Annotated in this window: 10 protein-coding genes; 2 read left to right on the top strand and 8 right to left on the bottom strand. The window is 58.4% G+C overall.

What is annotated here, in order from left to right; translation table 11 throughout:
* Positions 1–30 precede the first annotated feature (30 nt).
* A complete protein-coding gene (locus D588_RS0101365; RefSeq protein WP_017907386.1) occupies positions 31–849 on the top strand; it encodes a sigma-70 family RNA polymerase sigma factor in 819 nt (272 codons plus the stop codon).
* Positions 850–891: 42 nt separating this feature from the next.
* On the opposite strand, the gene D588_RS0101370 is transcribed toward D588_RS0101365, so the two are convergent.
* The gene (locus D588_RS0101370; RefSeq protein WP_226980427.1) at positions 892–1,662 is read right to left on the bottom strand and encodes an SDR family NAD(P)-dependent oxidoreductase; all 771 of its coding nucleotides are present in this window, start codon (positions 1,660–1,662) and stop codon (positions 892–894) included.
* Positions 1,663–1,799: 137 nt separating this feature from the next.
* On the opposite strand from D588_RS0101370, the gene D588_RS0101375 reads away from it, so the two are divergent.
* Positions 1,800–2,243: a MarR family winged helix-turn-helix transcriptional regulator gene (locus D588_RS0101375; protein WP_017914712.1), complete on the top strand. Its 444-nt coding sequence runs from the start codon at positions 1,800–1,802 to the stop codon at positions 2,241–2,243.
* Between the two features lie 110 nt (positions 2,244–2,353).
* On the opposite strand, the gene cyoD is transcribed toward D588_RS0101375, so the two are convergent.
* The 7 genes from cyoD to D588_RS26265 all read right to left on the bottom strand — a co-directional run.
* The gene (gene cyoD, locus D588_RS0101380; protein WP_010341155.1) at positions 2,354–2,692 is read right to left on the bottom strand and encodes a cytochrome o ubiquinol oxidase subunit IV; all 339 of its coding nucleotides are present in this window, start codon (positions 2,690–2,692) and stop codon (positions 2,354–2,356) included.
* Positions 2,692–3,318: a cytochrome o ubiquinol oxidase subunit III gene (gene cyoC / locus D588_RS0101385; protein WP_017907389.1), complete on the bottom strand. Its 627-nt coding sequence runs from the start codon at positions 3,316–3,318 to the stop codon at positions 2,692–2,694. The genes cyoD and cyoC overlap by 1 nt, the downstream gene beginning before the upstream one ends.
* 3 nt (positions 3,319–3,321) lie before the next feature.
* Positions 3,322–5,322: a cytochrome o ubiquinol oxidase subunit I gene (gene cyoB / locus D588_RS0101390; RefSeq protein WP_017914713.1), complete on the bottom strand. Its 2,001-nt coding sequence runs from the start codon at positions 5,320–5,322 to the stop codon at positions 3,322–3,324.
* On the bottom strand, positions 5,322–6,263 hold the full coding sequence (gene cyoA / locus D588_RS0101395) for a ubiquinol oxidase subunit II (RefSeq protein WP_010341159.1): 942 nt from the start codon (positions 6,261–6,263) through the stop codon (positions 5,322–5,324). Before cyoA ends, cyoB begins: the two co-directional genes overlap by 1 nt.
* A gap of 1,720 nt (positions 6,264–7,983) precedes the next feature.
* A complete protein-coding gene (locus tag D588_RS23760) occupies positions 7,984–10,044 on the bottom strand; it encodes a peptidase domain-containing ABC transporter (protein WP_051067815.1) in 2,061 nt (686 codons plus the stop codon).
* A gap of 22 nt (positions 10,045–10,066) precedes the next feature.
* Entirely contained in the window at positions 10,067–11,398 is a 1,332-nt protein-coding gene (locus D588_RS27500; protein ID WP_157836388.1) for a hypothetical protein, read from the bottom strand.
* 207 nt (positions 11,399–11,605) lie between these two features.
* Positions 11,606–12,395 (bottom strand): hypothetical protein (locus D588_RS26265; RefSeq protein ID WP_157836389.1); only part of this gene is annotated, 790 nt, incomplete at its 5' end.

Here is a 12,395-nt window from a genome sequence, read left to right on the forward strand (position 1 = left end):
GTCCCTCCCAACGAACGACGGGGCCGCGACGTGACATCTCCGACCGACACGCCCACGCCGGCCGACGGCGAGGCGCTGCGCCGCCAGTTGCTGGCCCTGGCGCACCGCTGGCTCGGCCAGGGCCAGGACGCCGAGGACCTGGTGCAGGAGACCTATCTGCGTGCCGCCCAGGGGCCGTTGCCGGCGAATGGCGGCGACGCATGGATGACCACGGTGCTGCGGCACCTGTGCATCGACCGCCTGCGCCGCCGCGCCCGCTACCGCAGCGTGCTGGAACGCGCCGCACAGGACCCGGCGCTGCTGGAGGCCGGGCCAACGCAAGAACCGGCGCAGCACGCCCTGCACCGCGACGCGGTCGCACAGGCGCTGGCCCACCTGGTGCGCACCCTGCCGCCCGGCGACGTGGCGCTGGTGCTGCTCGCCGAAGCGTTCGACTTTCGCCACGCCGAGCTGGCGGCGCTGTCGTCACGCAGCGAAAGCGCCTCGCGCCAGCACTTGCGTCGTCTGTTGCAGCGCGTGCGCGTCGCACCGCCAGAAACGCCGGCGCGGCCCGTCGCCGCCCCGCGCGAGGACGAGGGCTGCCTGCTTGCGCTATGCCACCACGCGCTGCTGCATGGCGACCCGGCCGGCCTGGTCGCCACGTTGCGTGCGGCGCGGCCGCAGACCCTGCTGGCCAGCGCCTTCCCGGCAACGGCGGCGGCGCCCGCCCACGCGGCACCCGGCATCGCGCCGGTCTACGCCCAGCCGTTGCAGCAGCATGGGCAACTGGGCCTGTTGATCCGCAACAGCGACGGCGTGCCGACCTGGCTGCCGTTGTGCGAACTCACCGACGCGCCTTGCATGGCGTGAGCGGGACAACCCCGGCGCGCCGGTTGCACCGGCGCCGCCGCTTCAGTACCTGCGAACGGGAAAACGCCCGGAGAATCCATCGAACACGGCACGCTCCACGTCGAGACGCTGCCGAAACTCCGCCGAATCGGTCATTCCGAAGCCGAGCTCATCGGCCTGCCCCGCCGCGAGGCCGGCGAAGATGGCGTCGCAGAAGTCGTCCAGGTCCGCGCCATGGGCCATGCCCGGGCCCGCCAGCGCGGTGCGGACCGCGGGCGGAATGATCTCGACGACCCTGACCGGCGTCGCGGCAAGCGCGAAGCGGAGATTGCGCGTATAGCTGTGGAGCGCGGCCTTGCAGGCGCTGTAGACCGGGGCGAACGGCTGCGGAACGAAGGCGCCGCCTGAGGAGACATTGGCGATCAGTGCAGGCTCGCCATGCTGCAGCAACAGCGGGACCAGCAAATGGTTCAGATGCACGACGGCAGCGAACAGGATGTCGATCTCGCGCTGGCGCTCGGCCCAGGGCGCCTGGTCGTCGGCGAGCGCGACGCGCCGCTGGATGCCGGCGTTGTTGACGACCACGCGCAGCCCGGGATGCCGCGCTCGCAGGTACTGCGCCAGTCGCTCGCGCTCTTCGGCGACCCCGATGTCGTTGACCAGGGTCTGCAGACCGGGCGCGGCCTGGGCCGCGCGGTCGAGCTTGCCTGCATCGCGGCCTGTGACCAGCACGTTTGCGCCCGCGGCCAGAAAGCGCCGCGCGAGGCCGAACCCGATACCGTCGCTGCCGCCGGTCATCACTACATCCACACCTGCGAACGTCATTGCAGACATCGCCATCGCCTCCAGGAAGCGCGCGTCCGCTCGGCTGGCATCGCACGCCTGCCAGCGGCCACGCAAAGGTTGTCATGTCAACCTAGAAGTACGCTCTTCGGGTTGCCATGTCAACCAGCGCCGCCTATGGTGACCGCATGAAACACGCACGACTCTCCGCAGGCGAACTGACGATCTGGCACGCCTTCAAGCAGATGGGCCAGACGGTGATGGCCGCCGTCGAAAAGGACCTGGCCGACCACGCCGGCCTGACCGGCAGCGACTTCGGCGTGCTGTCGCGGCTGGTGGACCTGGGCAAGGGCGAGCTGCGGCAGCAGGCGCTCGCCGATTCCATGGGATGGCACAAGAGCCGGCTGTCGCATCAACTCACCCGGATGCAGACGCGCGGGCTGGTCCGCCGCAGCGACGCAGAACCGCGCGTGGTGACCGTGGCCATCACCGCCCTAGGCCGGGAGAAAATCGCGGCGGCGCGGCCGATCCACGCCGCCGCGGTCAGAACCTGGCTGCTCGATCGCCTCAGCGCGGAAGACGCGCAGGTCCTGCTGAAACTCTCCGCGACGCTCGGCTCGGACCGCAGCTGACGGCGGCGCGCCTATCGGCCATCTGCGCCTTGCAGGGCTGCCGCACCGGACCGTAGAACGCAAAAGGCCGCCCGGAGGCGGCCTTTGCGAACCTGCGGCGGTGCCCGCCCTCAGTGCATCATGTTGACGTTGAGGTTGTGCATCACCCACAGCGAGCCGACCACCACGATGCCGATGATCAGCAGCGAGAACAGGCCCACGTGCACGTTGGAGCGCTGTTCGGCCGAGCGGTCCATGTGCAGGAAGTAGATCAGGTGCACCAGCATCTGCACCGCGGCCAGCACCGCGATGACGATGACGGTGACGCCGCGCGGGAACGCCCCGCTCATCACCATGCCGAACGGGATCACGGTCAGGATCACCGCCAGCACGAAGCCGACCAGGTAGGACTTCAGGCCGCCGCCGTGGCCGTGCTCGGCGTGCGTGTCGGAGGAATGATGGTTGGCCATTACAGCGCTCCCAGCAGGTAGACGATGGTGAACACGCCGATCCAGATCACGTCCAGGAAGTGCCAGAACAGGCTCAGGCACGCCAGGCGGGTCATGTTGCGCGGGGTCAGGCCGTTCTTCGCGATCTGGATCACCAGCACGGTCATCCACAGCAGGCCCGAGGCCACGTGCAGACCGTGGGTGCCGACCAGGGTGAAGAAGGCCGACAGGAACGCACTGCGGCCGGGGCCGGCGCCCTCTTCGATCAGGTGGTGGAACTCGTAGAGCTCCATGCCCAGGAAGCCCAGGCCCAGCGCCGCGGTGACCGCCAGCCAGCCGTACAGACCGCCCATGCTGCGCTTGTTCGCCGAGATCATCGCCAGGCCGAAGCCCAGGCTGCTGAACAGCAGCAGGAAGGTTTCCACCAGCACGAACTTCAGGTCGAACAGTTCCTTGGCGGTCGGGCCGTCCACCGTCGCGCCGGCCAGCACCGCATAGGTGGCGAACAGGCCGGCGAAGATGAGGCAGTCGCTCATCAGGTAGACCCAGAACCCGAAGACGGTGTTGCCGCCCGCGTCGTGGTGTTCGTGGTCGTGGTCGTGGCCGCCCGCGTGGGCGGCGTGGGAATCGAGCGTCGTGGAAGCCATGGTTCAGACCGCCTTTGCGGCGTTGGCCGCGTGTTGCTGTTCCAGCAGGGCGAAGCGCGCGTTCTCGATGCGCTCCACTTCCTCCGCCGGGACCCAGTAATCGATGTCGTCATCGAAGGTGCGCGCGATGAAGCTGCCGATCATGCCGACCAGGCCGATCACCGCCATCCACCAGATGTGCCAGGTCAGACCGAAGCCCAGGACGATGCTGAAGGCGCCGATCCAGAAGCCCACCGCCGTGTTGCGCGGCATGTGGATCGGTTCGTACTTGGCCGGACGCGGCCAGCCCTTGCCCTTGAGCTTGTCTTCCCAGAACTGGTCGCGGTCGTCGATGTGCGGCAGCACCGCGAAGTTGTAGAACGGCGGCGGCGAGGAGGTCGCCCACTCCAGGGTGCGGCCATCCCACGGGTCGCCGGTCAGGTCCATGTTCTCCTTGCGCTTCCAGATGCTGTAGCCGATCTGCACCAGGTTCAGGAAGATGCCGGTGCCGATGATCGCCGCACCCACCGCGGCCACCATCAGCCACGGCGCCCACTCCGGATGGTTGTAGCTGTTCATGCGCCGGGTCATGCCCATGAAGCCGAGCACGTACAGCGGCATGAAGGCGATGAAGAAGCCGATGATCCAGCACCAGAACGAGGCCTTGCCCAGCTTCTCGTTGAGCTTGAAGCCGAACGCCTTCGGGAACCAGTAGGTCAGGCCCGCCAGGTAGCCGAACACCACGCCGCCGATGATCACGTTATGGAAGTGCGCGATCAGGAACAGGCTGTTGTGCAGCACGAAATCCACCGCCGGGATCGCCAGCATCACGCCGGTCATGCCGCCGATGACGAAGGTGATGATGAAGCCGATGGTCCACAGCACCGGTGCGGTCATGTGCACGCGGCCACGGAACATGGTGAACAGCCAGTTGAAGATCTTCACGCCGGTGGGGATCGAGATGATCATCGTCGTGATGCCGAAGAAGGCATTGACGTTGGCGCCCGAGCCCATGGTGAAGAAGTGGTGCAGCCACACGATGAACGACAGCACGCCGATGCACGAGGTCGCGTACACCATCGAGGTGTAGCCGAACAGGCGCTTGCGGCTGAAGGTGGCGATCAGCTCGGAGAAGATGCCGAACGCCGGCAGGATCAGGATGTAGACCTCCGGGTGGCCCCAGATCCAGATCAGGTTGACGTACATCATGGCGTTGCCGCCACCGTCGTTGGTGAAGAAGTGCGTGCCCAGGTAGCGGTCCGCACCCAGCAGCGCCAGCGCCACGGTCAGGATCGGGAACGCGGCGATGATCAGGATGTTGGTGATCAGCGCGGTCCAGGTGAAGATCGGCATGCGCATCAGGGTCATGCCCGGCGCGCGCATGCGCATGATCGTCACGAAGAAGTTGATGCCGGTGAGCAATGTGCCCAGGCCCGAGATCTGCAACGCCCAGATGTAGTAGTCGACACCGACGCCTGGACTGTATTCCAGCCCGGACAGCGGCGGGTAGGCCAGCCAGCCGGTCTGCGCGAACTCGCCCACGCCCAGGGAGATGTTGACCAGCGCCGCGCCGGCCACGAACAGCCAGAAGCTCAGCGAGTTCAGGAACGGGAACGCCACGTCGCGCGCGCCGATCTGCAGCGGCACGATCAGGTTCAGCAGGCCGGTCATGAACGGCATGGCCATGAAGAAGATCATGATCACGCCGTGCGCGGTGAAGATCTGATCGTAGTGGTGCGGCGGGAAGATGCCCTCGTTGCCGCCGTGCGCGATCGCCTGCTGGGTGCGCATCATCGCCGCGTCGGCGAAGCCGCGCAGCAGCATGATCAGCGCCACCACGATGTACATGACGCCGATGCGCTTGTGGTCGACCGAGGTGAACCACTCCTTCCAGAGGTAGCCCCACAGCTTGTACTTGGTGACCGCGGCCACAACCAGCAGGCCGAGCAGGCCGGCGCCGCCGAGGGCCGCCATGATGATCGGCTCGTGGTACGGAACCGCCTCGAGCGTGAGTTTGCCTAGCATCACTTGTCTCCAGAAGTGCACATGGCGACCGGCTCAGCAGCCGATGCCGGATGAGCGTCGTGGCCTTCCATCTTGTGGCCCTTCCCCATCATGTATTTGTCGATCAACGACTTGAACAGGCCGTCCTGCACCGAGGCGTAGTACGTCACCGGGTAGGCGGCCTTGTCGTTGCGGTTGGCCGCCAGCACCTGGAACTCGGCCTGGTCCAGGGTCTTCTGCGAGGCCTTGACCTTGGCCACCCACGCGTCGAAACCGGCGCGGTCGGTGGCATGCGCGGCGAAGCCCATCTTCGAGAAGCCGTGGCCGCTGTAGTTGGCCGACAGGCCGAACATCTCGCCCGGCTCGTTGGCGATCAGGTGCAGCTTGGTCTCCATGCCGGCCATCGCGTAGATCTGCGTGCCCAGGTGCGGGATGAAGAACGAGTTCATCACCGTGTCGGAGGTGATCTTGAAGTTCAGCGGCGTGTCGACCGGGAACGCGATCTCGTTGACCGTGGCGATGCCCTGCTCCGGGTAGATGAACATCCACTTCCAGTCCAGCGCCACCGCCTCGATGGTGATCGGCTTGACCTTGGAATCCAGCGGCTTGTACGGATCCAGCGCATGCGAGGAGCGCCAGGTCAGCACCGCCAGGACCAGGATGATCATGCACGGGATCGACCACACCACCACCTCGATCGCGGTGGAGTGCGACCAGTTCGGCTCGTAGCGGGCCTTGGTGTTGGACGCGCGGTAGCGCCAGGCGAAGGCCAGGGTCATCACGATGACCGGGATCACCACCAGCAGCATCAGCACCACCGAGGTGATCAGCAGCGTCTTCTCGTCGTGGCCGATCTGACCCTTGGGGTTGAGGATGGCCGAGTTGCAGCCGGCCAGCAGCAGCGCGGCCAGCAGCAACAGACCGGAGCGCAGCGAGCGCCGGAGTTGTTTCAACGGAATCATCGAACGATCCAATTGCGTAGGGGATGCGGACCGCGCGGTGGCGAACAGGAAGGAGCAGAAAGCCCTTCCACGTTTGCGGCGCCATCCTGGCCGGCATGCGCGATCGACAGCGCATTTTATGCTGCCCCGCGGCAACTCCGAAAGCCATTGACAAAGAGCCAGCGTGCGCAAGCGCCTGTTTTTTCGTGCGACACATTGCCGCACCCGCCCACGACGAGCCCGAACCGAGGTCGTCTGGCCACAATCTGAGATAAGACGCAGCCACTGTGCGCCTGGGTGCCGGGCGTGCCAGCGCACGCAGCCAACGGCGACCGCTACACACAGGCACTAGGCACCACCGGCCTCAGCCTTCTGCTTGATCTGCTAGATGTAGCTATAACGGTGAAACGGCCTGCGTCCAGCACCGCCGTCCGCTGCACAGTTGCGGATCAGGACAGGCCGCGGTGCAGCATCACTCCACCGCCCACACACTCACCTTCTGTTCAGCATCTTCGGTAATGAGAGCGCTTGATTGCGTCGTCGAATCCCTATTTCGCGAACCGTCGTACAGCCCCGCCGATGCCCGTCCTGCCGAGGACCTGTTCCGTTCCCGTCTGGAGACCTGATCGGCACGCGTCATCTTTTGGCGCGGCTGACCGCAACAAGACCCGGTCTGCATTGAAATAGGCGCTGTCGCGAACCTGCAGGCCGATCCAGTGCGCCGTGGTCGTCCAGCCCAGCCAGTCCGATGATGGTCGGGCGGCTCTGCGTTCAGCACGCCTACGACCTGTGCAAATGAGACGGCACGCGAGCGCCGGTGGAGAGCCCGTACTAAATAGTTCTTCCCTGGGGAATTGTTCTTCCAGACCGCCTTGCCTGCGACTCCGGCTCGCTCACGTGCTGCCGCCAACAGCTAGCGGAGCGGGAATGGAAGAACTGCCGGCGCAGACGATCAACTCGACCAAGACGATGGAGCGTCAATGCGCGCGACAGTGGGATGCAGGAGAAGGCCAGTTGCTGGAGAGGACGCTCCCCAAACTGTTGCTATGCAGGCATCGTCGGGCGGAAGCTGCGCGGAGCCACGGGCGTGAAGGGCACGGCCTGTCCGAAAAGCCGATCGCTACGCCCACGCACACAAGTTCAAGCGGTGCGGCAGGCACTACTCAAAACACGACGAGTTAAGGTGAAGTTCGGCATAGCGGTCCGCTAGGACTGGACTGATCGTGGGCGCTCGCAGCTTCCCGAGCACCTACGATGGCCTTGCGCCGGCGGCCTAGCTTGAGCAAGCAGGCACGCACGCTGGTGCAAAACGAGGCAGCAGAACCGCAGATATGGGGATCGTGGACATTAGTCGCCATGGGAAAGGTCAACGAAGTACAGGACCAGCATTGCGGCTAGACCATGTCGCCAGCGCGCGGTAATAGTACTGAGTCAAACACTAGCAGGCGATGGAACCGGTGACTGGGCATTTGAAGCAGGAACAACGGCTGGACCGCTTCTGGTTCAAGGGCGCGCGAGGCAATTCGTTGAAAGCCATCGGCCTTGCCATTGGCCACTACCTGCCCTAGCTAATGCGCTGGTTCGCGCTTTACTTGGTTAGCTAAGGGCGATCATGCTGCCGCAACGACGAATCTAGCAGTAGCGTGGTAGAAGCTCGACGATGGGGATACTTCAGAGCGATTCCGCACCAAAACCAATCACATTTTCAGCATTAATCAAAGCAATTATAAAAAGCCTAATTTCAACACACCTCCCTTGTCCGCCCCTCTATCATTGTCAATACCCTATCCGCACTTGCGATAGTTTGTGGACGATGAGCAACAATAACTCGCGTCAAACTCAACATTGCAATAGAAGAATTAACTTGATCCTCTTTTAAAACATCAAGACTACTTGTTGCCTCATCAAGGAAAAGAATCTTCGGATTTCTATATAACGCACGAGCCAAGATAACTCGTTGCCTTTGCCCCCCCGAGAGCGCACTCCCCATATCACCAATCAGACTTTTGTACTGCATAGGCATTGATGCGATATCGTCATCAACCGCGGCCAAGCGGGATGCCCACTCAACTCGCTCCTGATCATGATTCGGATCAAAGAAGCTAATGTTTTCGCCAATGCTCCCAACAAATAACTGATCGTCCTGCATTACAGCCCCCACAACATCTCTCATACTTGACCCACCATATCGATTGATATCGACCCCCCCAACCAAAACGGATCCCTCAGTCGGAGTAAGTAAACCGAGCATCAGTTTCATTAATGTTGTCTTCCCGCAGCCAGAAGCGCCAACGATCGCAACAGACTCTCCTGGAGCAATACTGATACTGCAATTACGCACGACCCACGGCTCCCCTTCAGCATACCGAAATGATACATTTATAACTTCAATCGAACCTTCCGCGGGTGGCAAAGCACCAATTGAAATGCAACTCTCTGGCTTTTCCAATGTTATATCGGCAAGACGCTCACAATGCACACCAAGCATTTTGAAGTCAAAAAAATTATTGACAAGCACTGCAACTCTTTGGGAAAATATTTCATTATAAGCCAAGTACGCAACAAGCATCCCCACAGAAAACGAGGAACTCAGGGCAACAGTAGCACCCACCCATATTATAGATATTCTTGAAATTCCGAAAACAAATAAATGAGCGGAATCCAGGACGGTATGAAGCCGACCCAAAACGACCTCATGATTCACCGTGTCATTCAAAAGATTATTGAACGCCGCGTTTCGTATGCTCTCGTGACCATTAACCTTAATGCTCTGCATGCCCCTAAGTGATTCAAAAAGATGCGTTTGTTGCGCTGCTGAGCAGGCAAGCTGAGCCTCAGTTCTACGATGGATGTGACTGTGCAGTAAAAATCTAATAGTCACATACAATAAGCATGTAGACGCAGAAATTGCAGCAAGCTGGGTACTGTAAAAAAACATGAGAACCAGGGCAGCAACGGCCATGGCACCATCGATTAGTGACTCGACAAACTGAGTTGTAAGTGTGCGCTGAATGGCACCGATTGAAGAAATTCTTGAATTAATATCCCCTAGATGACGGCGCTCAAAGAATGACATTGGCAAATGTAAAACGTGTGCAAACACGTTCCGCATCCATTTCATTCCAAGCTGCGACGAAACGTAAACAACTGCCTCCCCTCTAATCTGAGATATCGCGACCTGGAGGACAAGCGCTATCGAAAAACCTACTCCAAGAGTCAGCAACAAACCAGAATCTCCGGAAACAAGGACCTGATCGATCACCCATTGCATGAAAAACGGCGCCAGAACAACAAAAACTTGTAACGATACAGAAAGGAGCAAAATTTGAGCGACAACTCTCTTTAACCCCCGAATCTCGCCAGTTAATTGAACAAGATCAACGCGACCTGGCTCGGGCTCAGAGCCAAGCAAAGATGTTGCAGAAAATTCAATTGCAATCCCAGTGAACTTCGATGAAAACGACTCAGCGGATATCTTTAGCTTACCAGAAGACGGGTCCAGAATAATAAACGAAGATTTCTCAATCTTTGAGAGAACCACGAAATGATTCATCTCCCAATGCAAAATACAAGGAAGTTTCAACTTACGTAAGCTAACAGGCTCAAGGCGGACGGGACGCGCCGTGAGGCCTATTTCTCTGGCTATTTGGATCATTCTACGGAGACTTAGCCCTTTAAGCGAACCAGGGAACGTTGCCCTCAACGTTCGAAGAGTATGTCGCCCGCCATTAGCCCGCGCGATCATCGCCAAACATGCAAGACCGCATTCCGATGCCTCTGATTGAAGAATAATTTCAGTCATTTTATAAAAGAACAATAATTTATCAACGCATTATGCGTCTATCAATACTGCCTGAGCAGACCCGGATCTCGCTCTTATGAAGTAATTGACCATCAATACCTGTTGCAAGCAAATTGTATTTCCCCGCCGGCAAATAAAGCTTCGACTTATCATCGGCATTCCGCAATACGAACCGATCACTAGGTACCGCGTTCGAAGCCTCTTCTATGGGACGAGCCTCAATTAAGCATGGGAAGGTCAAATTGCAAAGCGGGGCACCTATCTCAAAAGGGGCTCTCACCCCGCCCAAACTTAACCAATTAGGCCGACCAAATACCTCTACGTTCGGGGGAAGTAGAACTGTCGCGTCGAAATTCCGTTCTTGCATGCTCCAAGGCACTCCCTGCTCATTCACCAGGACTGATGGTTCAGATGGTCTGAATTCTGTCAACAACCTCTCCGCAATTTCTCGCGCTCGGCCGGAATTAGAAACCATGCTCGTCTGATCTATTGCTACCACGCCGTTTTTGATAACCGCACTCAGTCTTGTCGCAAGAGTGCCGCCCCCCGCACCCTGATCGTCCTTAGCGGCATGCCGATAGCCAGCAACGATGAATACTTTGGCTGAAGGATCATCCTTTAGAATTTTTAAAATATTTTTGGCTTGAGCAGACTCACGCTCCTCTTGTCCCGCATCAATTGCGGTATCGTAGCGTATGAGCGTAAAGCCGAGCACCAGCGCCCTTCTTATAAGTTCTGAATAAAGCGGTTCATTCGTATACGAACCCGTATCAGAGTTGGCATATCCGCGTTCTACAACAGACGCACCGTCCTCGGATAATGCTTCAAGCGCCAAATAGTGATAGCCTGACTTCTTGAGCGTTGGAAGCATCGCAATTGGAAGCCAGCGGGTTTCAGGAACGTGATGGGCCTCGTTGATAATGAGTATCTTTTTATTTTGCGCAATTTTAGAAATCGCAGAACCTGCACTCTCCAACCTTAAACGGTCCGTCACCGGGCATATCGCCCCAATATTTTGGTTTTTACTGTAACTTACAGGAAACACACGGATCGAAGAAAGATAATCCCCCTGAAAACTTAAAACAGTGGCCAGATTATTACCTGCCAAATCCCTGATATATCTAGAATGCTCATCTTGACCATCACCAATCCGCTCGAGCATTCTTTCAAGTAACTGTTCCTGCCTCAGAAGACCATTTTGTGAAAGTACTTCCATTACCTCATCCACTGTCGGACGACTGCCCCGCTCAATATCATCTTGCGCAGCCTTAGCGCAACTCAAAGAAAAGTACAACGCCAAACAGGCGGTCATGCGGCCGGCGAACACCGGCAGGGCCGTGCTCATAAATTTCATTTTTATTCCTCGGCGAAGACTGAAGATGTGGACAAATCAGTTGGCTCCGCAGCCACCCTATCAAGCAGATAAGAAAAGTTCGCACCCAATATCACGGACTCAGCTCTTTCAACGGCGTAATATGCATCAGCGTTATTAACTTCATCCAGATAAGTCTCATACATCAATCGATGTTGATTAAGTTCATTTATGAGCGGGAAATCACCTCTAGGCTTTTGCATAAGCTACCACCTTGCTAGCAATTGCCTGCGTAACTGGAATCCCAGTTTCTTTCTCGACATAACCCCATTGCCCCGAATGATTCACTTCGAAGAAAATAAGGTCGCCGAACTTGTCGACAGCCATGTCAATAGCAGCATATCGGAGATTCATCATATTTGTAAGTCGATGAACCTTGTTTATCGTCGCATCATCCAGCGAGTACTTGAAGTAATGTTTTTTAGCAATTAACGACCTGGAATCAACGTCATCACCGCCAGAAATACGCATTCCAGCGCAGTAGACTGCTCCATCAACAAAGTAAACGCGAAGCTCGGTGTCCTTTTCAACTAGTGACTGATACAGTGACGGAGAATTAGCAATATTATCCGAATAAGCTGAAAGACTGGTTCTATCTAACTTTCTCGCGAAGAGTAGACGATCTGCGCACTCCCGAGGATGCCCAGAGGATATCTGCTTGACAATGACTTCGCCATTTTCGGCGATGAAATTCTCTACATCCTGGCGCCTATTGCTAACCAAAGAGTCCGGTACCTTGAATCCACAGGTGGTTGCAACCTTCAGCTGCGTTAAGCGATTATTCGCCAAGGCTATTGCCTCCAATGAATTCATCCATACTGCACCACTTAATTGAGATACGATATAGCCGATATAATATCTCCACTGATGATAGATCAAATTTTGCGCCGTTGCGATCTCCGGCATATCCTCAACAGGAAATCCTCGCGACCAGACTGAGCGTATCTCTTTAATATTAAAACTTTTTCTCTTTCCAGAC

This window comes from Xanthomonas sp. SHU 308, assembly GCF_000364645.1.
Lineage (GTDB): Bacteria > Pseudomonadota > Gammaproteobacteria > Xanthomonadales > Xanthomonadaceae > Xanthomonas_A > Xanthomonas_A sontii.

Excerpts from the sequence above, each read along its gene's own strand:
- cyoA (WP_010341159.1), bottom strand. The coding sequence starts at position 6,263 with ATGATTCCGTTGAAACAACTCCGGCGCTCGCTGCGCTCCGGTCTGTTG.
- cyoB (WP_017914713.1), bottom strand. The coding sequence starts at position 5,322 with ATGCTAGGCAAACTCACGCTCGAGGCGGTTCCGTACCACGAGCCGATC.
- D588_RS23760 (WP_051067815.1), bottom strand. The coding sequence starts at position 10,044 with ATGACTGAAATTATTCTTCAATCAGAGGCATCGGAATGCGGTCTTGCA.
- D588_RS0101375 (WP_017914712.1), top strand. The coding sequence starts at position 1,800 with ATGAAACACGCACGACTCTCCGCAGGCGAACTGACGATCTGGCACGCC.
- cyoD (WP_010341155.1), bottom strand. The coding sequence starts at position 2,692 with ATGGCCAACCATCATTCCTCCGACACGCACGCCGAGCACGGCCACGGC.
- D588_RS0101370 (WP_226980427.1), bottom strand. The coding sequence starts at position 1,662 with ATGTCTGCAATGACGTTCGCAGGTGTGGATGTAGTGATGACCGGCGGC.
- D588_RS27500 (WP_157836388.1), bottom strand. The coding sequence starts at position 11,398 with ATGAAATTTATGAGCACGGCCCTGCCGGTGTTCGCCGGCCGCATGACC.
- cyoC (WP_017907389.1), bottom strand. The coding sequence starts at position 3,318 with ATGGCTTCCACGACGCTCGATTCCCACGCCGCCCACGCGGGCGGCCAC.